The organism is Elioraea rosea, from assembly GCF_007644105.1.
In the GTDB taxonomy this organism is placed as follows: domain Bacteria; phylum Pseudomonadota; class Alphaproteobacteria; order Acetobacterales; family Acetobacteraceae; genus Elioraea_A; species Elioraea_A rosea.
Genome location: NZ_VFAC01000003.1, coordinates 18,215 through 37,563 on the forward strand (window position 1 = coordinate 18,215; position 19,349 = coordinate 37,563).

At 70.1% G+C, this 19,349-nt stretch carries 16 protein-coding genes and 1 tRNA gene; 3 read left to right on the top strand and 14 right to left on the bottom strand.

Features of this window, described 5'->3' with window-relative positions; genetic code table 11:
- Window positions 1–5 precede the first annotated feature (5 nt).
- The 6 genes from lptB to FIF60_RS03250 form a co-directional block, all read right to left on the bottom strand.
- Window positions 6–818, bottom strand: a complete 813-nt coding sequence (gene lptB / locus FIF60_RS03225; RefSeq protein WP_144183800.1) for an LPS export ABC transporter ATP-binding protein — start codon at window positions 816–818, stop codon at window positions 6–8.
- Window positions 815–1,810: an LptA/OstA family protein gene (locus FIF60_RS03230; RefSeq protein WP_144184208.1), complete on the bottom strand. Its 996-nt coding sequence runs from the start codon at window positions 1,808–1,810 to the stop codon at window positions 815–817. The genes lptB and FIF60_RS03230 overlap by 4 nt, the downstream gene beginning before the upstream one ends.
- The gene (gene lptC / locus FIF60_RS03235; protein ID WP_158639045.1) at window positions 1,810–2,520 is read right to left on the bottom strand and encodes an LPS export ABC transporter periplasmic protein LptC; all 711 of its coding nucleotides are present in this window, start codon (window positions 2,518–2,520) and stop codon (window positions 1,810–1,812) included. Before lptC ends, FIF60_RS03230 begins: the two co-directional genes overlap by 1 nt.
- A gap of 42 nt (window positions 2,521–2,562) precedes the next feature.
- Window positions 2,563–3,582, bottom strand: coding sequence for a KpsF/GutQ family sugar-phosphate isomerase (locus FIF60_RS03240; RefSeq protein ID WP_144183804.1), 1,020 nt, complete (start codon window positions 3,580–3,582; stop codon window positions 2,563–2,565).
- Window positions 3,583–3,742: 160 nt separating this feature from the next.
- Window positions 3,743–4,393: a ribonuclease D gene (locus tag FIF60_RS03245; RefSeq protein ID WP_144183806.1), complete on the bottom strand. Its 651-nt coding sequence runs from the start codon at window positions 4,391–4,393 to the stop codon at window positions 3,743–3,745.
- A 237-nt stretch (window positions 4,394–4,630) separates the two neighbouring features.
- Window positions 4,631–4,717 (bottom strand) — tRNA-Leu (locus tag FIF60_RS03250).
- A 147-nt stretch (window positions 4,718–4,864) separates the two neighbouring features.
- Here FIF60_RS03250 and FIF60_RS03255 point away from each other — a divergent pair.
- From FIF60_RS03255 to gltB, 3 genes are all read left to right on the top strand, one after another.
- A complete protein-coding gene (locus tag FIF60_RS03255; protein WP_239451474.1) occupies window positions 4,865–5,833 on the top strand; it encodes a complex I NDUFA9 subunit family protein in 969 nt (322 codons plus the stop codon).
- A 243-nt stretch (window positions 5,834–6,076) separates the two neighbouring features.
- Complete coding sequence (locus FIF60_RS03260; protein WP_144183808.1) at window positions 6,077–7,516, top strand: NAD(P)-dependent oxidoreductase; 1,440 nt, start codon at window positions 6,077–6,079, stop codon at window positions 7,514–7,516.
- Between the two features lie 17 nt (window positions 7,517–7,533).
- On the top strand, window positions 7,534–12,090 hold the full coding sequence (gltB, locus tag FIF60_RS03265; RefSeq protein WP_144183810.1) for a glutamate synthase large subunit: 4,557 nt from the start codon (window positions 7,534–7,536) through the stop codon (window positions 12,088–12,090).
- Between the two features lie 16 nt (window positions 12,091–12,106).
- On the opposite strand, the gene FIF60_RS03270 is transcribed toward gltB, so the two are convergent.
- From FIF60_RS03270 to FIF60_RS03305, 8 genes are read right to left on the bottom strand one after another with little or no spacing between them, the layout of a single operon-like run.
- A complete protein-coding gene (locus FIF60_RS03270; RefSeq protein ID WP_144183812.1) occupies window positions 12,107–13,213 on the bottom strand; it encodes an NAD(P)/FAD-dependent oxidoreductase in 1,107 nt (368 codons plus the stop codon).
- Complete coding sequence (locus tag FIF60_RS03275) at window positions 13,210–13,848, bottom strand: hypothetical protein (RefSeq protein WP_144183814.1); 639 nt, start codon at window positions 13,846–13,848, stop codon at window positions 13,210–13,212. Before FIF60_RS03275 ends, FIF60_RS03270 begins: the two co-directional genes overlap by 4 nt.
- The gene (locus FIF60_RS03280; RefSeq protein ID WP_144183816.1) at window positions 13,841–15,199 is read right to left on the bottom strand and encodes an FAD/NAD(P)-dependent oxidoreductase; all 1,359 of its coding nucleotides are present in this window, start codon (window positions 15,197–15,199) and stop codon (window positions 13,841–13,843) included. The genes FIF60_RS03275 and FIF60_RS03280 overlap by 8 nt, the downstream gene beginning before the upstream one ends.
- Complete coding sequence (locus FIF60_RS03285; protein WP_144183818.1) at window positions 15,196–15,498, bottom strand: (2Fe-2S)-binding protein; 303 nt, start codon at window positions 15,496–15,498, stop codon at window positions 15,196–15,198. Before FIF60_RS03285 ends, FIF60_RS03280 begins: the two co-directional genes overlap by 4 nt.
- Window positions 15,479–16,603 (bottom strand): NAD(P)/FAD-dependent oxidoreductase, encoded by a 1,125-nt coding sequence (locus tag FIF60_RS03290; protein ID WP_144183820.1) that lies wholly within the window; start codon window positions 16,601–16,603, stop codon window positions 15,479–15,481. Before FIF60_RS03290 ends, FIF60_RS03285 begins: the two co-directional genes overlap by 20 nt.
- Window positions 16,600–17,412, bottom strand: a complete 813-nt coding sequence (locus tag FIF60_RS03295; protein WP_144183822.1) for an ABC transporter permease — start codon at window positions 17,410–17,412, stop codon at window positions 16,600–16,602. The genes FIF60_RS03290 and FIF60_RS03295 overlap by 4 nt, the downstream gene beginning before the upstream one ends.
- Window positions 17,409–18,269: an ABC transporter permease gene (locus FIF60_RS03300; protein WP_144183824.1), complete on the bottom strand. Its 861-nt coding sequence runs from the start codon at window positions 18,267–18,269 to the stop codon at window positions 17,409–17,411. The genes FIF60_RS03295 and FIF60_RS03300 overlap by 4 nt, the downstream gene beginning before the upstream one ends.
- A complete protein-coding gene (locus FIF60_RS03305; RefSeq protein ID WP_144183826.1) occupies window positions 18,266–19,300 on the bottom strand; it encodes an ABC transporter ATP-binding protein in 1,035 nt (344 codons plus the stop codon). The genes FIF60_RS03300 and FIF60_RS03305 overlap by 4 nt, the downstream gene beginning before the upstream one ends.
- Between the last annotated feature and the right edge of the window lie 49 nt (window positions 19,301–19,349).

A 19,349-nucleotide genomic window follows, 5' to 3' on the forward strand; every position in this document is an offset into this window, starting at 1 on the left:
CGGGCCTAGAGGCTGAACCGGTCGCCGAGATAGACGCGCCGGACGCCCTCATGCGCGACGATGTCGTGCGGGCTTCCCTCCATCAGCACCTGGCCGTCATGGAGGATGTAGGCGCGGTCGATGATCTCGAGCGTCTCGCGCACGTTGTGGTCGGTGATCAGGACGCCGATGCCGCGGTCCTTCAGGTGCGCGACGAGGTCGCGGATCTCGCCCACGGCGATCGGGTCGATGCCGGCGAGCGGCTCGTCGAGCAGGACGAAGTTCGGGTGCGTGGCGAGCGCGCGCGCGATCTCGACGCGCCGCCGCTCGCCGCCCGAAAGCGCGATGGCCGGGGTGCGGCGCAGATGCGAGATCGAGAACTCGGCGAGCAGCTCGTCGAGCAGCGCGTCGCGCGCCGACGCGTCCGGCTCCACCACCTCCAGCGTTGCGCGGATGTTCTGCTCGACCGTCAGGCCGCGGAAGATCGAGGCCTCCTGCGGAAGGTAGCCGAGGCCGAGCCTCGCACGCCGATACATCGGCAGCGTCGTGATGTCTGCGCCGTCGAGCGTGATTGTGCCGCTGTCCGGCGCGACGAGGCCGACGATCAGGTAGAAGCACGTGGTCTTCCCCGCGCCGTTCGGCCCGAGCAGGCCGACCGCCTCGCCCCGCTGCACGGAGAGCGACACGTTCCGCACCACCGGGCGCTTGCGGTAGCGCTTGCCCAGGCCCGTCGCGACCAGCCCGCCGCCGCCGGCGACGACCTCGAGCGGACGGCGCGGCTCACCCTTCGGGGCCTCCGGCTTCGGCTTCTCCAGGCGCGGTCCCGGAGGGGGCGTCATGGCGCGGTCCGCCGCGGCGGCAGGAGGCTCGGGCCCGGAACCGGGGCCGGGGTGATGCCCGGCTGGTCCGGCCGCGCCCTCTCCTCCGGCACGAGAAGCCCCGCGACGCGGCCGCCCTGGCCTGGAAGCAGGCGGGAGACGCCTGTCTGCAGGTTCACTTCAGCGACCTCGCCCACAAGCTGGTTCTGCCCGCGCGTGATGCCGACATTGCCGGCGATGCGGGCGATGCCCGTATCGGGCGTATAGATGCCGCGGTCGCCGCGCACGAACTCTGTCGCGGTGCGGATGCGCACGTCGCCGAACGCCTCGACGCGGTCGAGCCGCCCGGAGCCTGGCGCGAGCGCGGGCGGCGCGGAGGAGGCCGCCTGCGTTGCCGGAGCGGGGCGAGGTGCGGCACCTTCGGCGGGCGCTTCGCGGAAATAGGCGACGAGGGTGTCCGCATCGAGCGCCCGGCCGGGAGAGGTCACGGTCGCGCCGCCGCGCGCCACCGCCATGCGCCGGTCGACCCAGTATTCGAGCGCGTCGCGGGCGGTGACGGTGTCGGTGCCGTTGGTCAGCTTCAGCGCACGCCCCGTCATCACGAGCACGCGGCGATCGAGGTCATAGACAGCACGGTCCGCCTCGGCGCGGTCTTGGCCGGTGATGATGCGCACCGAACCGTCTGCCTCGAGGCGGAAGATCTCTCCCCCGCCGCCGCCGAACGCGGCCTGCGCGGACGCATCGGGCGAGGGGGCGGCGGGGCGTGCCGAACCGCCGCGCGAGCGGTAGCGGGCGAGCAGCCTGTCGGCATAGACGGTCGTCGCGCCGCGGATGGCGCGCGCGTTTCCGGACGCGATAACCACCTGTTCGTTGCGCCGCCACTCGATCGCCCCGTCCGCGAGGATCTCGATCGGGCCTTCGCCGGTCAGCGCAAGCTCCTGCGCCACGGCGCTGCAGGCGAACGTGGCGGAGGCCGTCAGAGCAAGGGCGAGGGCCGCGCGCCGGGGCAGCATCACGGCTGGCCTCGCTCGGGCGGCGTCGGCGCGCCGGAGGGCGAGCTCAGCACCATCCGCGCGGGACCGCCGAACACTACGACATCGCCGCGCTCGCTGATCGTGAAGCCGAGCGCGTCGAGCGTTCCGGCGGGGCCCTGCGCGGCGACGGGCTGGTCGCCCTCGGCACGGCCAGCGCGCAAATCGACCCGGGCGCTGTCCGTTCGCACTTCGTAGCCGCTGTCGTGGAACACCGCGACATTGCCGGAGAGGTCGAGCAGCCGCTCGCCCCGGTTGAACCGCCCGTCATCGGACTGGAGCATCACCCAGGCGCCGTCCTCGAGGGTGAGGTCGCCGCGCGGCTGGGTGAGCTCGACCAGCTCGGAGCCTGCGGGCTGCACGGCGCTGTCGGCCGACAGCGTGTACGGCCTGCCGCGCTCGTCTGTGCCCTGGAACCGGGGGGCGAGCACGCTGGCAGCACCCGTCTGCGTGGACAATGTCGGCTTGCGGTAGGAGACGCGGATGCCTTCCTCCAGCCCCGCGATCTGCGGCCAGAGCGCGACGAGGGCGAGCGCGGCGAAGGCGAGCAGCGGCAGGGCGCGCTTGAGCACCGAGACGGCGACGCGACGGCGGGCGAGCGCTGCCTGGTCGGGCGCGCGCCGGCGCCGCGCGCCGAACCCGAGCCGCGCCGAGGCCGTCGGTTCCGCGATGCTGCCGTCGATCTCGCTCACGCGCCTGATCCTGCCCGGCTCGGCCATCATGCCGCCATCCGCTCAGGCCACCCCGGCGCGCAACAGGTCGTGCACGTGGACGATGCCGACGGGCGTCTCCCCCTCGGTCACGAACAGTGCCGTGATGCGTGCCTCGTTCATCAACCGCATGGCCTCCGCAGCGAGGGCGTCGGGCGAGATCGTGCGCGGGCGTGGTGTCATGACCGAGGCGGCATTGCGGCCGAGCAGGTCGGGCGCCATGGCGCGGCGGAGGTCGCCGTCGGTGATGATGCCGGAAAGCCGGCCATCCTCGCCGACGAGGCCAAGGCAGCCGAAGCGGCCTGCCGTCATCCGCAGGATCGCCTGGTGCATCGGCGTCTCCTCCGGCGCGAGCGGCACTTCCGCCCCGGCATGCATCAGGTCGCGCACGCGAAGGAGCCGCCGCCCGAGCCTGCCGCCCGGGTGGAACAGCCGGAAATCGGCCGCCGTGAAGCCCTTGCGCGCGAGCAGCGCGACCGCGAGCGCATCGCCGAGCGCGAGCATCTGCGTCGTCGAGGTGGTCGGCGCGAGGCCCATCGGGCACGCCTCCGGCGCCTCGGCGAGGATCAGCGCGACATCGGCATGCTCGGCGAGCGCGCTTCCCGCCCGGCCGGTCACGCCGACGAGGGGGATGGCGAAGCGTCGCGCATAGTCGATCAGGTCGGCGAGTTCCGGCGTCTCGCCGCTGTTGGAGAGGGCGAGCACCGCATCCGAGGCGGTGATCATGCCGAGATCGCCGTGGCTCGCCTCGGCCGGATGGACGAAGAGGGCGGGCGTGCCGGTCGATGCCAGGGTGGCGGCGATCTTGCGGGCGACGTGGCCCGACTTGCCCATGCCTGTGACGACGACGCGCCCCGTGGCGGCAGCGAGCAGGTCGAGCGCGCGGACGAAGGCGCCGTCGAGCCGCGCGGCGAGCGCGACGAGGGCGCCGGCCTCCGTCTCGAGCACGGCGCGGCCTGCGGCGAGGTCTCCCCCGCCTGTGCGATCGTCGTGCGTGCTGGTTGCGGCCTCAGGCGCGGCAGAGCCGGCGAGGTGGAGTGTCATGCGTCGGTCATCCGATCCCTGGACAAGCATGTAGGGCTTGCCCCGAGGCCGGGTCAACGACACGTCGTGCTTGACAGGCAAAAGATGTGCCATGGCACGGAAACGTGCACCGGCATGGGTTGACGGGCCGTGAACGCGCCGGAGCGAGTCTGCGGGGCCCTCAGTGGTGGAAGATGTCAGGCTCCTCGTAGCCGAGCAGGTCGAGCGCGGCGCGAGCGGGCAGGAAGGCGAAGCACGCCTCGGCGAGGGCCGACCGCCCTTCGCGCGCGAGAAGACCCTCGAGCCTTGCCTTCAGGGCGTGCAGGTGGAGCACGTCCGACGCGGCATAGGCGAGCTGCTCCGGCGTCAGTTCCGGTGCCCCCCAGTCGCTCGACTGCTGCTGCTTGGACACTTCGACGCCAAGAAGGTCCTTGCAGAGGTCCTTCAGCCCATGCCGGTCGGTGAAGGTGCGGACCAGCTTGGCGGCGATCTTGGTGCACCAGACCGGCCGCGTCTCGACGCCAAGGAAATGGTGGAACACCGCGACGTCGAACCGGGCGAAGTGGAACAGCTTCACGGTCGCGGCATCGCCGAGCAGCGCCTTGAGGTTGGGGCAGTCATAGCCCCTGCCGCCGAGGCTCTCGGGGATGAGGTGCACGAGATGCGCCTCGCCGTCGCCGGCGGAGAGCTGCACCAGGCACAGCCTGTCGCGCCGCGGGTCGAGCCCCATGGTCTCGCTGTCGACCGCGACGACGGCCCCGAGCGAAAGCCCGTCGGGCAGGTCGTGGCGATGGAGGTGGATGGTCGTTCCGTGAGCGAAGAGGGTCGTCATCGGCCGGGCTTGTAGCGGGGATCGCCGCCCCCGCCAACTCCGCGTCCGGGGCGCGGCGCCGACGCGGTGAACCGCCGCCGACGCCAACCCGCTCGACCTGACAGGGCTATGGCTGACCCAAGCCTCGATCGAGTTCGATGACAGGCCGCCTGCGCAGCTGCGCGCGCCGGCCGGGCTCTTGGGCACGCCGAAGCGAGCGCCTGACGGTGCGCCACTGACCAACGATGCGATGAACCCTGGTGCCCAGGAGAAGACTCGAACTTCCACGACCTTTCGGCCACAGGTACCTGAAACCTGCGCGTCTACCAATTCCGCCACCTGGGCATTCCGGTGGGAGGCCGGGAGGATTACCGCCCGGCGCAGGACGCGTCAACGCCGCCCCTGCGCATCTGCGATGCTTGAGCAACCCGCCCCCTCGGCCACATTGTGACCAGTCGGTGTGCGCAAGCGGTTTCGTGGAGGGAATGGTCCATGGCGGGTTTGGCCCAGGGTTCGGGCATGAGCGGGGCCGGCGGCGTCGCCGCGGTGTTCGGCGGGGCGGGGTTCATCGGGCGCTACGTCGTCAAGCGGCTCGCAGAGCGTGGTTTCCTCGTCCGCGTCGCCGGCCGTGACCCCGAGCGGGCGGCCGAGCTCAAGCCGATGGGCGTGCCGGGGCAGATCATTCCCGTCCGCGCATCGGTGACCGATGCGCGCCTCGTCGCCGCAGCGGTTTCGGGCGCATCGGTCGTGGTGAACTGCGTCGGCATCCTGTTCGAGGGCGCGGGGTCGCGCTTCGCCGAGGTGCAGGGCAAGGGACCAGGCATCGTCGGCCAGGCCGCAGCCGAGGCGGGGGCCGCGCATGTCGTGCACCTCTCCGCCATCGGGGCGGATGCGGCGAGCGAGAGCGTCTATGGCCGCACCAAGGCAGAGGGCGAGGCCGCCCTGCGCGCCGCCTTCCCCGCGGCAGTGGTGCTTCGTCCCTCCATCGTGTTCGGGCCGGAGGACGGGTTCTTCAACCGCTTCGGTGCGCTGGCTCGGCTTCTGCCCGCCCTGCCCCTCTATGGTGGGGGAAGGACGCGGTTCCAGCCCGTCTATGTCGGGGACGTGGCCGATGCGGTGATGGCCGCGGTTGACCGGCCGGACGCAGCGGGCAGGACCTACGAGCTCGGCGGGCCGCGCGTGTACACCTACCGCCAATTGATGGAATTCATCCTCGCCGAGACCAGGCGCAAGCGCCTGCTGCTCGACCTTCCGTTCTCGGTCGGCGCTATCCAGGCCCGCTTCCTCGAGTTGCTCCCCACCCCGCCGCTGACGCGTGACCAGCTCCTTCTGCTGCAACGTGACAACGTCGTCGCTCAAGGTGCTCTGACGCTTGCCGATCTTGGCATCGCGCCGAAGGCGGTGGAGGCGATCGTTCCGGCCTATCTGGAACGCTTCCGGCCAGCGGCGCGGCGGGCATAGGCAGAAAGGGCCAGATCGGACCTACCATCGTTGACAGTGCGGGGTAAGCTCTGGCCGAGAGGCGCCCTTCGTACCCAGTCGTCGCCAATCAGCGGAATTTGCGGCCGATGCGGTCGTATTAGGTGTTTTTCACCTCGTCAGCGCCGCTGACCTAATGTTAAAGCCGCGCCCGGCGCTGAAGGACAAGGGAGCGCCCGTGCGATCGGAGCACTCCCGGCCGCATGCCCTTACGGGAGCAGACGCATGGCCGAACGGATGCTGAAATTCGTCGCGACCCCGCAGCGCACGCCGGACAAGCGCACGGCGGCAGAGCGGGCAGGGGACTGGGATGAGATCTACCGCCAGTTCTCGGCCGAGCGCGCGGCGGAGCAGGCAAGCCGCTGCAGCCAGTGCGGCGTTCCCTTCTGCCAGGTTCACTGCCCGCTCGGGAACAACATCCCCGACTGGCTGAAGCTCACCGCCGAAGGGCGGCTCGAGGAGGCCTACGAGGTTTCCTCCGCAACCAACACCTTCCCGGAGATCTGCGGCCGGATCTGCCCGCAGGACCGCCTCTGCGAGGGCAACTGCGTCATCGAGAAGGGCTTCGAGAGCGTCACGATCGGCGCGGTCGAGAAGTACATCACCGACACCGCCTTCGAGAAAGGCTGGGTGCGCCCGCCCAAACCCGCGCGCGAGATCCCCTTCAGTGTCGGCATCGTCGGCGCCGGCGCGGCCGGGCTCGCCGCCGCCGAGCAGCTTCGCCGCCAGGGCTACGCCGTCGACATCTACGACCGGTATGACCGCCCCGGGGGACTGATGATCTACGGCATCCCGAACTTCAAGCTCGAGAAGCCGGTGGTGCTGCGCCGGTGGGAGCTGTTCCGCTCCGCCGGCATCCGCTTCCACATGGACTGTGCGGTCGGCCGCGACATCTCCCTTGCCGAGCTGCGCAACCGCCACGACGCGGTGCTGATCGCGACCGGCGTCTACAAGGCGCGCGAGCTCGGCGGCCCCGGATCGGGGCTTTCCGGCATCGTGCCCGCGCTCGACTACCTCACCGCCTCGAACCGCCGGGGGCTTGGTGACGAGGTTCCCGGCTTCGATGACGGCACGCTGAACGCAGAGGGCAGCAAGGTCGTCGTGATCGGCGGCGGCGACACGGCGATGGACTGCGTGCGCACGGCGGTCCGCCAGGGCGCAGCCTCCGTCACCTGCCTCTACCGCCGTGACAAGGCGAACATGCCTGGCTCGATGCGCGAGGTGAAGCATGCCGAGGAGGAGGGCGTGCGCTTCGAATGGCTCGCCGCACCTGAGGCGTTCCTCGGCGACCGCAGGGTGAGCGGCGTGCGCGCGGTGCGGATGCATCTTGGCCTTCCGGATGCGACCGGCCGCCAGCAGGTCGAGCCGATCGCCGGAAGCGGCTTCACCCTCGAGGCCGATCTCGTGATCAAGGCGCTCGGCTTCGACCCGGAGGACATGCCGCGCATGTTCGGCGACGACGCGCTCGCGGTGACGCGCTGGGGCACGCTGAAGGTCGACCGCGCGATGATGACGGCGATCCCGGGCGTATTCGCGGCGGGCGACATCGTGCGCGGCGCCTCGCTCGTCGTGTGGGCGATCAAGGACGGCCGGGATGCGGCCGCTTCGATGCATCGGTTCATCCAGGACAAGGCAGCCTCCTCCGTCGCCGTGGCGGCAGAGTGAGCAGGGGAGTGATGGCGATGGACGGAATGATCCCCGGACGGAGCGAGAGCGGCGCAGATTTCGTTGCTGCCCACGATGCGAATGCCGCGACCCTGCGCGCGGCCGAGATCGACCTCACCGAGCACGATGCCTGCGGCGTCGGCGTCGTCGTCGCGCTCGACGGCAAGCCCTCGCGCCGCGTCGTCCAGGCCGGCATCGACGCGCTGAAGAGCGTCTGGCACCGCGGCGCGGTCGATGCCGACGGCAAGACAGGCGACGGCGCGGGCATCCACATCGAGATCCCGCGCGACTTCTTCGCCGAGGCGGTGACGCGCGGCGGCGACACGGTGCGGCCCGGCCGCATCGCGGTCGGCCAGGTGTTCCTGCCGAAGACCGACCTCGGCGCGCAGGAGCGCTGCCGCCAGATCATCGAGACGGAGATCCTCGCCTTCAGCTACGGCATCTATGGCTGGCGCCAGGTGCCGATCGACGTCGCGGTGATCGGCGAGAAGGCCAACGCCACGCGGCCCGAGATCGAGCAGATCATGCTCTACGATCCGGAGAACCGCGACGACGCGACGGTGGAGCGCGATCTCTACGTGATCCGCCGCCGAATCGAGAAGGCCGCCATCGCCGCACAGGTGGCCGATCTCTACATCTGCAGCCTCTCGTGCCGCTCGATCATCTACAAGGGGATGTTCCTCGCCGAGAGCCTGACGCAGTTCTATCCCGACCTCGTCGACGAGCGCTTCGCCTCGCGCTTCGCGATCTATCACCAGCGCTACTCGACCAACACCTTCCCCACCTGGAGGCTCGCGCAGCCGTTCCGGATGATCGCGCACAACGGCGAGATCAACACGATCACCGGCAACGTGAACTGGATGAAGAGCCACGAGACGCGGCTCGCCTCGCCTCTGCTCGATGCGTACATGGACGACATCAAGCCGGTGATCCAGTCCGGCGGATCCGACACCGCCACCCTCGACAACGTGTTCGAGGTTCTGGTGCGGGCGGGCCGCGACGCGCCGATGACCAAGGCGCTGATGATTCCCGAGAGCGTCGGCAACAACGCGACGATGCCCGAGGAGCACCGCGCGCTGTTCCTCTACTGCAACGCCGTGATGGAGCCGTGGGACGGTCCGGCGGCGATCTGCGGCACGGATGGCCGGTGGGTGGTCGCGGGCATGGACCGCAACGGGCTTCGGCCGATGCGCTACACGATCACGGCCGATGGGCTTCTGGTCGTCGGCAGCGAGACGGGGATGGTCAAGCTCCGCGAGGACGAGATCGTCGCCAAGGGGCGCGTCGGCCCCGGCCAGTGCATCGCCGTCGATCTCGATGCGCCGAAGTTCTATTCCGACCGCGAGCTGAAGGACATGCTCGCCGCGCGCGAGGATTTCGGCGCATGGACGCGGCGCACCCTGCATCTCGATGCGCTCATCCGCACCGACAGCGCCGAGGCTGCGCAGCTCACCGGCGAGGCGCTCCGTCGCCGCCAGCTCGGTGCCGGGCTGACCCTCGAGGAGCTCGAGATGATCCTCCACCCGATGGTGGAGGAGGCGAACGAGGCCGTCGGCTCGATGGGAGATGACACGCCGCTCGCGGTCCTGTCCGACCAGTATCGTCCGCTGTCGCACTATTTCCGGCAAGCGTTCAGCCAGGTGACGAACCCGCCGATCGACAGCTTGCGCGAAACCCGCGTGATGACGCTGAAGACCAGGCTCGGCAACCTCGGGAACGTGCTCGACCAGGAGCAGGGGCAGTGCGACCTGCTTCAGCTCGAGAGCCCCGTGCTCACCACCGCAGAGTTCGAGGCGATGCGCGCGCACATGGGCACGGGCGCCGTCGAGGTGGATGCCACCTTCCCCGTCGCCGAGGGCGAGGCGGGGCTGCGGCGCGCAATCGAGCGCATCCGACGCGAGGCGGAGGAGGGCATCCGCGCAGGTGCGGCGCACGTCATCCTGACCGATGAGCGCGTCTCGGCAGAGCGCTGCGCCATCCCGATGATCCTCGCCACGGGCGGAGTGCATACGCATCTCGTGAAGCAGAGCTTGCGCACCTTCACCTCGCTCAACGTGCGCTGCGCGGAGGCGGTGGATGTCCACTACGTCGCGGTGCTCATCGGCGTCGGCGCGACCACGGTGAACCCCTGGCTCGCCCAGGAATGCATCGCCGACCGCCATCGCCGCGGCCTGTTCGGCGACATGGCGCTGAAGACGGCCGTTCAGCGCTACCGCAAGGCCCTCGATAAGGGCCTGCTCAAGATCATGTCGAAGATGGGCATCGGGGTGCTCTCGTCGTATCGCGGCGGGTACAACTTCGAGGCGATCGGCCTCTCCCGCGCGCTGGTCGCCGAGTTCTTCCCGGGCATGCAGAGCCGCATTTCGGGCATCGGGCTTTCGGGCATCGCGCGGAAGGTGCTCGCGCTGCATGCGCGGGCCTGGAACGCGGACGCCGTGACTCTGCCGGTGGGCGGGCTCTACAAGCTCCGCCGTGCGGGCGAGGCGCATGCCTTCGGCGGCTCGCTGATCCACATGCTTCAGACCGCGGTCGCGACGGACAGCTACCAGACCTATCTCCGCTATTCCGAGGCGGTGCGGAAGCTGCCGCCGATCGCGCTGCGCGACCTTCTCGACTTCAAGATGGAGGGGCGGAAGCCCATCCCCGTCGAGGAGGTCGAGAGCGTCACGGAGATCCGCAAGCGGCTCGTCTCTCCGGGCATCAGCTTCGGCGCGCTCTCGCCGGAAGCGCACGAGACGCTGTCGATCGCGATGAACCGCATCGGCGCGAAGTCCGACAGCGGCGAAGGTGGCGAGGATGCCGCGCGCGCGCGGCCGCGCTCGAACGGAGACAACGCCAACAGCGCGATCAAGCAGATCGCCTCCGGCCGGTTCGGGGTGACGGCCGAATACCTGAACAATTGCCGCGAGATCGAGATCAAGATGGCCCAGGGCGCGAAGCCCGGCGAGGGCGGCCAGCTGCCGGGGTTCAAGGTCTCCGAGATCATCGCGAGGCTCAGGCACTCGACACCAGGCATCGCGCTGATCAGCCCGCCGCCGCACCACGACATCTACTCGATCGAGGACCTCGCGCAGCTCATCTACGACCTCAAGCAGATCAACCCCGAGGCGGCGGTGTGCGTGAAGCTGGTCGCGCGCTCAGGCATCGGAACGATCGCGGCGGGCGTCGCCAAGGCGAAGGCCGACACGATCCTCATCTCGGGCCATGTCGGCGGCACCGGCGCGAGCCCGCAGACGTCGATCAAGTACGCGGGGCTTCCCTGGGAGATGGGCCTCTCCGAGGCGCACCAGGTGCTGATGCTGAACCGGCTGCGCCATCGCGTACGGCTCCGCACCGACGGCGGAATCAAGACCGGCCGCGACGTGGTGATGGCGGCGATGCTGGGCGCCGAGGAGTTCGGCATCGGCACCGCGAGCCTCGTCGCCATGGGCTGCATCATGGTCCGGCAGTGCCACTCGAACACCTGCCCCGTCGGCGTGTGCACGCAGGACGAGGCGCTGCGCGCGAAGTTCGACGGCAGCCCGGAGAAGGTGATCAACCTCTTCAGCTTCATCGCCGAGGAGGTGCGCGAGATCCTCGGGGGCCTCGGCATGCGCAAGCTGGAGGACGTGATCGGGCGGACGGACCTCCTGCAGCAGGTCAGCCGCGGCGGCGCACACCTCGACGATCTCGACCTGAACCCCATCCTCGCGCAGGCCGACCCGGGGCCCTATGCGCGGTTCTGCACGCTCGAGGGCCGGAACGAGGTTCCCGAGACGCTCGATGCGCAGATGATCGCCGACGCCGCACCGCTCTTCCGCGACGGCGAGAAGATGCAGCTCCAGTACAACATCCGCTCCACCTACCGGACGATCGGGACGAAGATGTCGTCGAAGATCGTGCGGCAGTTCGGCATGAAGGGGCTTGCGCCCGGACATGTCACGGTGCGGCTGCGCGGCTCGGCGGGGCAGAGCCTCGGCGCCTTCGCCGTGCAGGGGCTTAAGCTCGAAGTGTTCGGCGACGCGAACGACTACGTTGGCAAGGGACTCTCCGGCGGGACCATCGTCGTGCGCCAGGCGCCGTCCTCGACGCTCCGGTCGAACGAGAACACGATCATCGGTAACACCGTGCTCTACGGCGCGACGGCGGGCTATCTCTTCGCGGCCGGCCAGGCCGGCGAGCGCTTCGCCGTGCGCAACTCGGGCGCCACGGCAGTCGTCGAGGGTTGCGGCTCGAACGGCTGCGAGTACATGACGGGCGGCGTCGCGGTGATCCTCGGAGCGGTCGGCGACAATTTCGCTGCGGGCATGACGGGCGGCCAGGCCTTCGTCTACGACCCGGGCGAGCTGCTGCCTGTGCGGATCAACCCCGAGCACGTTCTGTGGCAGCGCCTCGCCCACCCGCACTGGGAGACGCTCCTGCGCGACCTCGTGATGCGCCATGTCGCGGAGACGAACTCCCGCTTCGCGGCGATGCTTCTGAACGACTGGCCGCGCGAGCGCGCGCATATCTGGCAGGTCGTGCCGAAGGACTTCGTGCGCTACCTGCCCGTTCCGCTGTCGCTCGAGACGGTGAAGGCGCAGGCCGGGGACTGAGCTCCCCGGCCGCCGCTCAGCTGAAGCGGAATGGATTGAACGGCGCGACGGGCAGGTTGCTCTGCCCGTAGAGCGCCAGCTGCGCCACCATCTCGCCGACCGCTGGCGCGATGGCGAAGCCGTGGCCGGAGAACCCGAATGCGTGCACGAGGCCTTCCGAACGTCCGAGCCCGATGATGGGCAGGTCGTCCTCGCCGACGCCCTCGATGCCGCACCAGGCATGCACGATCTCGCTTCCCTCGAGCGCCGGGAACAGCTCGAGCGCGGTGCGGGCCGAGTACGCCGCCCTGTCGATGTCGAGACGGTACGTTCCGGTCTCGAGGTCGCCTGTCCCCTTGTGCCCGCCGCCGATCATCACGTGGCCCGAGGCGAGCTGCTTGAAGGAGAGTGGCCGTCCCGTCGCGCCCACGACAGGGGTGACGAAGGGTGGGAGCGGTGAGGTGAGCAGCATCATGAAGGCGGAGTAGCCGATGGGTATGCGCTCGCCCGCCAACATCGCCACGCGCGGCCCCCAGGCCCCGGCCGCGTTGACGACGATGGGCGCCCCCTCCGTCACCCCTCCGTCAAGCCGCACGCGCCAGGTTCCGCCCGATCGCTCGAGCCCGCGCACGGGGGAATGCTCGCGCACGACGACGCCGGCCGCCTCCGCCGCGCGGCGGAAGGCAAGAACGGTACGGTAGGCGATGGCGAAGCCGTCGGTCCGCACGATCATGCCGCCGACGCAATGGGGGGCGACGGCAGGAAGCACGCGCCGGAGCTCGGCGCGGTCGATCACCTCCTCATGCTCCCAGCCGAGCGCGCGCACCTTGGCAACACGCTCTCCGAGCTGGGCGAGCTCGGCCTCCGTCTCGGCAACCTTCACCTGCCCGCTCTGGACGAAGCCGCAATCCTCACCGACGAGGCCAGCGATGCCGCGCCACATCTCGAGGGCTGCGACGGCGATCGGGATCTCCGCCGGGTCGCGTCCGAGCGTGCGCACGCCTGCCGCCGAGGCACCGGAGGCATGCGCGCCGACGCGATCGGCCTCAAGAAGCAGGACCTTCGCTCCGCGCCTGCCGAGCTGGAGCGCGGCGGACAGCCCGTGCAGCCCGCCCCCGATGACGATCGCGCCCCAGCCGCTCATTCCTGCTCCCGTTGCATGAACGCATCGTATTGCCGTGCGCGCTGCGCCGGCGGCGTGGTGGTGCGCGCTGCAAGCGCTGCGAGCGGAACGGGCGAGGCGGGGAAGAGCAGGATCGGCTCGCCGAGGCGTGGGCCAAATAGGTCGGTCGTGTCGCCGTGCTCGCCGAGCCGCGCCACCGCCGCTTCGCGCGGCGTGAAGCCGTGGCTTAGGCTGCGCCTCTCCTCCTCGTCCTCCGGCAAATCGGCCGAGAGGATCGTGCCTTCCGGCGCCAAGCCGAGGATTGACTGCGCGATAATCCGGCCATGGCGCGCGGCCTCCTCCGCCGTCACCGCTCCGATGATCGCCCCAGCAGCGTGGATGCCGGGAACGCTCGTGCGCCCCGCCTCGTCCACCACAGGCTGCCAGCCGCGCATCGCGCAGCCGAACGCGATGGCGAGACGTGGCACGGGTGCGGCGATGACGAGCGTATCGAAGCCGAGCGGCTCGACCGCGCCGTCGCGCAGAAGCCAGACCGTTCCGGGCTCGCCATGCCAGGCGGTTTCGTCCGGCCGCGCGATGAGCCGAGCCTCGGGAAGCAGCGCCGCCGCAGCCTGGCCTGCCGGTCCGCCGCCGACGATGACGATTCGCTCAGCCATCGGCGAGTTCCGCGACCGTGATGGGCTTGTACGGCGCACGCGGCCGATAGGTGCCGACGGTCTGGACAGGGACGCCGCGCTCATCGGCGATCAGCGCCGCGACCGTCGGGCCGCAGAGCCGCCCCTGGCAGGGGCCCATGCCGCAGCGTAGATAGGCCTTCGCCTGATTCGGGCCGGTGGCGCCGAGCCGTGCAGCCTCGCGCACGCGGCGGGCGGACACCTCCTCGCAACGGCAAACGATCGTTTCAGCATCGGGCGGAAGGAGCACCTCCTTCGCCGGGCGATACAGCGCATCGAGGAAGGGGCGGATGGCGAGCGCACGGCCAAGCTCCGCCTGCCAGGGTGCGGCAAGCGCATCGCACTGTGCGGCATCGAGGCGGCCGAGGCGATGCGCGGCATCGAGCGCGGCCAGCCGGCCGCGCGCCTCCGCCGCCTGCCAGCCGCCTATGCCCGCGCCGTCGCCTGCGATGGCGATGCGTGTCTCCGACGTCGCGCCAAAGGCATCGAGCCGCGGCCGCCAGCAGAGCTGCGCGGTATCCCACTCATGCGCGAGGCCGAGGGCGAGGCTCACCTGCACGTTCGGGATCACGCCCTCATGCAGGAGCAGCGTCGCCGCGTGCTGCGCGCCGCCTGACCATGTGACGCGCTCGAGACGATCCTTCCCCTCGGCACGAAGCCCGCTGGCGCCGGTGACCACCCTCACGCCGGCGGACTGGACCGCCCGCATCATCGTGAGCCCCTTCGCGACCCACTCCCGCCCGCGCCAGAGCCCGGACAGATGACCGAGTGCGGTGGCGACGGGGCTCGCGCGTCGCGTCTCGAGGATCAGCGTGGGCGGTGCGCCTGCGGCGACGAGCTGCTGCGCGATCAGCCAGAGAAGCGGTCCCTGGCCAGCGAGCACCACGGGCCCCTGCGGCACCGCGGCGGCAGTCTTGAGCAGGATCTGCGCGGCTCCCGCCGTCATCACGCCGGGCAGCGTCCATCCCGGGATCGGAACGGGGCGTTCCATAGCGCCGGTGGCGAGGATGACGCGCCGCGCCTCGATCTGGTCGGAGTGCCCCGACGAGAGAACCGAGGCGACGCCGGCCTCGTCGAGATGCCACAGCGTCGTGGCCGGCCGGTAGTCGATGCCGGAGGCGCGCAGCGCCCGGGCGCGATCGGCGCCCGCGACATAGTCCTGGCCCAGCGTGCCGGCACCCTGCGCCTGCTCTACCCCGCGCCAGATCTGCCCGCCCGGGGCGGGCTGCTCGTCGATCAGCGTGACCGAGAGACCCTGCGCGCTCGCCTCGAGTGCGGCGGCGATGCCGGCCGGGCCCGCGCCGACGATGACCACATCGACCATGCCGCTCATGCTGCCTCCGGGTCGATCACGCGCGCGCCGCGCTGGCACGCGATCACCATGCCCTCGCGCACTGGAACCATGCAGGCCTGGCGGTTCGGCACGCCGTCGATCTCGGCGAGGCAGTCGAAACACACGCCCATCATGCAGTAGGGCAGGCGCGGCGCACCGGTGACGGGCGTCTGTCGGATCGCATCGGCTCCTGCGAGAAGCACGGCGGCCGCTGCCGATGCGCCTTCCGGCACCGACACGTCCCGCCCATCCACCGTCACGCGCACGGCGGCGCGCGCCTCAGGCCGCAGCCGGAACATCGAAACGGTCGGCGGTGAAGGGGGCGAGCATGGGGTCGAGATCTCCGGCGACGATCATCGGGGCGAGAAGCAGGGCGTGCGCGGCGGCGAGGGTCACACCCGAGTGGCAGTTGGCGACGAAGGCGCCGGGAAAGCGCCGCGACTGCTCGTAGATCGGGAAGCCATCGGCGGACATCACGCGCAGCGCGGACCACGCGCGCACGATGTTGAGCTGGCCGATCCAGGGGAAGCTGTCGATCGAGCGGCGGGCGATCGTTGCCATCACGTCCGGCGTCTGGCTCAGGTCGAACCCCTTGTCCTCCTTGCTGTCGCCCAGCATCACGGTGCCCTCGTCGGTCTGCCGCACGCAGACGGTCGGCATCGGCAGGAGGTGCTTCGTGCGCTCCGTGACCAGGACCTGCCCCTTGTTCGGAACGACCGGGGCCTGGAGCCCGAAGTGCGGCGCGAGCTCGCGGTTTCCGAGCCCCGCCGCGAGCACCACGCGAAGCGTCGCGTAGCGCGCCTCGGCCGTGTCGATCCGGAAGTCGCCCGGCGCGGCGGACGCGCCCGTCACCGTCGTGTTCGGGACGTAGCGCCCGCCCGCGGCAACGAAGCCGCGATGCAGCGCATGCAGAAGCTTAAGCGAGTTCACGTGCCCGTCATACGGCGTGTAGGTCGCAGCGATCACCTTCGGGCCGACGCCCGGAAGCATGTCGCGCAGCTCCTGCCCCTCGACGAGCCGGTACTCGTAGCCGTGGTTGCCGGCGGCGAGCTTCATGCGCTCGAGCAGGGCGAGGCGCTGGGCGACTTCCGTATCGCTGAAGAGCAGATGCATCCCGCCAGGCTGCTGCAGATGCGTATCGATTCCGGTCGCCTCCGCAAGCATGTCGCGGAGGCCGGGCCATTCCGAGGCAGAGGCGCGCGTCCAGCGCGTATAGGCGGGCTGGCCGTCGCCCTTGCCCTGCACCCAGACGAGCGCGAAGTTGCCCCGGCTCGCGCGATAGGCCACGTCGCCTTCGTCGAGCAGAACGACCTCGAGCCCCTTGCGAACGAGCCCATACGCGATCGCGGCGCCGACAAGCCCGCCGCCGATGACGACGGCGTCGGACGCCTGTGCCGTGCTCATGTTTCCTCTCCCTGCGCCGCCCGCCCCGCGAGCAGGCGCTCGATGCCATAGAGTCTGTCGAGCAGGACGAGGAAGGCGACGGTGAGCCCGATGACGCAGGCCGAGACGGACGTCACCAGCGGGTCGATGTTGTCCTGGATGTAGAGGAACATCCGCACCGGAAGCGTGGTCGTTCCCGGTGCTGCGATGAACACCGTCATCGTCACCTCGTCGAAGCTCTGGATGAAGGCGAGCGCCCAGCCGCTTGCCACGCCCGGCATGATCAAGGGCAGGGTGACGCGGCGGAACACGGTGCCGGAAGAGGCGCCGAGCGAGATCGCCGCGTTCTCGATCGACCGGTCCATCCCCGCTGCCGAGGCGAGCACGAGCCGGAGCGCGAAGGGGAGCACCACGACGATGTGCGAGATGACGAGCCCGGTGAAGGTTCCACCGATTCCGATCGTCGTGAAGAAGCGCAGGAACGCGATGCCGAGCACGACATGCGGGATCATCAGCGGCGACAGGAACAGCGCGGTGATTGGCTCCCGCCCCGGGAAGCGGTAGCGCGCGATGGCGAGCGCTGCGGGAACGGAGAGGGAAACGGCGATGGCCGAGGAAAGCAGGCCGAGCCAGATGCTAGCGAAGAACGCGTCGATGAACTCGGGATAGTTGGCGATCGCGCGGAACCAGCGGAGCGACCAGGTGTGCGTCGGGAAGGAGAGGAACCCCTCCGGCGTGAACGCGACGAAGCAGACGACGAGGATCGGCGCGAGGATGAATGCGAGGAACAGCGCGTTGAAGGCGAGCGCGAGCCAGCCGTTCCGCCTCATTCGAACACCTGCGCGAAGCGGCGCTCGACGATCCGGTTGGCGCCGATGATGACGAGGGCTAGCGCGGCGAGAAGCAGCACCGCCACGACGGCGCCGAGCGGCCAGTTCAGCGTGTTCAGGAACTCGTCGTAGGCGAGGGTGGAGGCCACCTTGAGGCGACGCCCGCCGATGATCGCGGGCGTCGCGAAGGCGGAGGCAGCGAGCGCGAAGACGATGATCGCCCCGCCGAGGATGCCGGGAACCGCCTGTGGCAGAACGATGCGCCCGAGCACCGTTGCTCGGGAGGCGCCGAGCGAGACGGCGGCATCGTCGACCCGCGGGTCGATCCTCTGCAGCGCCGCCCAGACCGAGAGCACCATGAAGGGCACGAGTACGTGGGTGAGCGCGATGATCACGCCGGTCTCGGTGAACATGAAGCGCAGCGGCTCGGAGATCACGCCGAGGCGCAGCAGCGCCTGATTGACGATGGCCGTCTCGCCGCCGAACAGCAGCGCCCAACCAAGCGTGCGGGCGACGACCGAGATGAGCAGCGGGCCCAGCACGATGAGCAGGCAGATGCCTTTCCAGGGGCTCTTCATCCTGTGAAGCACATAGGCCTCCGGCGTGCCGATCAGTGCCGAGATCAGCGTCACCGCGACCGCGATGCGGAAGGTACGCAGGAACATCTCGGCGAAGTACGGATCGGCGAACACCTCCTTCCAGTTGTCGAGGATGAACACCGGCTCGATGCCGGTGAACTGCCCCCAGCGATGGAACGAGAGAAGCACCGTCATCGCGATCGGGATCAGCACGACGCCGACGAAGAGGAGCAGCGCCGGCCCAGCGAGAAGCCACGGCGCTGTGGCGCGCGAGATCATGCCGCGGCCACCTGGCGGATCGCCATGTCGGCCGATTGCCAGACGAGGCCGACCGCCTCGCCCTCCGCCGGCACGGCATCGCCCGCATTCTGGCGGATGACGAGCACCGGGCCGATGGCTGTCTCGACATGCAGCATCCAGTGGCTGCCCTGGAAGACGCGCGTGGCGATGCGCCCCGCGAGCCCCGCTCCGGGCGAGGCGAGCGCGATGCGCTCGGGCCGCACGATGGCGACGGCCGGGCCGGAGGGAACAGGCGGGGCGGGAAAGGCAACGCCGCCGATCGTGATCGTGCCGTCGCGCACCGTTCCTTCGAGGCGGTTGGTCTTGCCGAGGAAGGAGGCGACGAAGGCCGTCGCGGGCCGCTCATAGGCCTCGTGCGGCGGGGCAATCTGCTCCGCGCGGCCGGCATTCATCACGACGATGCGGTCCGACAGTGCCATCGCCTCGCCCTGGTCATGCGTGACGAGAAGCGTCGTGGTGCCGAGGCGGCGCTGGATGAGCCTGAGCTCGATCTGCATCTCCTCGCGCAGCTTCGCGTCGAGGTTGGAGAGCGGCTCGTCGAGCAGGAGGACGGAGGGCTCGATGACGAGCGCGCGGGCAAGCGCGACACGCTGCTGCTGCCCGCCAGACATCCGCCGGGGGAACCGCTCCTCGAAGCCGGAGAGGCCGACGAGGGCGAGCGTCTCGCGCACGCGCTTCTCGCGCTCGGCCTTTCCCACCTTCCGCATCTCGAGGCCGAAGGCGACGTTCTCCGCCGCCGTCATGTGCGGAAAGAGCGCGTAGGACTGGAACACGATCCCGAGGCCACGCCGGCTTGGTGCCACGGAGGAGATATCGGTTCCGCCGAGCAGGATGCGCCCCGCGGTCGGGTCGACGAAGCCAGCGATCATCTGCAGCGTCGTCGTCTTGCCGCAGCCGGAGGGGCCGAGAAGCGAGACGAATTCACCCTGTGCGACGGAGAGGTCGAGCCCGTCCACCGCCAGATGGGCGCCGAACCGCTTGGTCAGGCCTTCGAGAACGAGGGAGGTCATGTCCGTGCGGGGAAAAGGGGTGGGAGCAGCGGCACCGACGCCGCCGCCC

Bases quoted from the DNA above. Each gene is read 5' to 3' on its own strand.
- FIF60_RS03240 (WP_144183804.1), bottom strand. From the start codon at position 3,582: ATGACACTCCACCTCGCCGGCTCTGCCGCGCCTGAGGCCGCAACCAGC.
- FIF60_RS03305 (WP_144183826.1), bottom strand. From the start codon at position 19,300: ATGACCTCCCTCGTTCTCGAAGGCCTGACCAAGCGGTTCGGCGCCCAT.
- FIF60_RS03230 (WP_144184208.1), bottom strand. From the start codon at position 1,810: ATGCTGCCCCGGCGCGCGGCCCTCGCCCTTGCTCTGACGGCCTCCGCC.
- FIF60_RS03245 (WP_144183806.1), bottom strand. From the start codon at position 4,393: ATGACGACCCTCTTCGCTCACGGAACGACCATCCACCTCCATCGCCAC.
- FIF60_RS03295 (WP_144183822.1), bottom strand. From the start codon at position 17,412: ATGAGGCGGAACGGCTGGCTCGCGCTCGCCTTCAACGCGCTGTTCCTC.
- FIF60_RS03280 (WP_144183816.1), bottom strand. From the start codon at position 15,199: ATGAGCGGCATGGTCGATGTGGTCATCGTCGGCGCGGGCCCGGCCGGC.
- FIF60_RS03290 (WP_144183820.1), bottom strand. From the start codon at position 16,603: ATGAGCACGGCACAGGCGTCCGACGCCGTCGTCATCGGCGGCGGGCTT.
- FIF60_RS03255 (WP_239451474.1), top strand. From the start codon at position 4,865: ATGGCGGGTTTGGCCCAGGGTTCGGGCATGAGCGGGGCCGGCGGCGTC.
- FIF60_RS03300 (WP_144183824.1), bottom strand. From the start codon at position 18,269: ATGATCTCGCGCGCCACAGCGCCGTGGCTTCTCGCTGGGCCGGCGCTG.
- FIF60_RS03270 (WP_144183812.1), bottom strand. From the start codon at position 13,213: ATGAGCGGCTGGGGCGCGATCGTCATCGGGGGCGGGCTGCACGGGCTG.
- FIF60_RS03260 (WP_144183808.1), top strand. From the start codon at position 6,077: ATGGCCGAACGGATGCTGAAATTCGTCGCGACCCCGCAGCGCACGCCG.
- gltB (WP_144183810.1), top strand. From the start codon at position 7,534: ATGGACGGAATGATCCCCGGACGGAGCGAGAGCGGCGCAGATTTCGTT.
- FIF60_RS03275 (WP_144183814.1), bottom strand. From the start codon at position 13,848: ATGGCTGAGCGAATCGTCATCGTCGGCGGCGGACCGGCAGGCCAGGCT.
- FIF60_RS03285 (WP_144183818.1), bottom strand. From the start codon at position 15,498: ATGTTCCGGCTGCGGCCTGAGGCGCGCGCCGCCGTGCGCGTGACGGTG.
- lptB (WP_144183800.1), bottom strand. From the start codon at position 818: ATGACGCCCCCTCCGGGACCGCGCCTGGAGAAGCCGAAGCCGGAGGCC.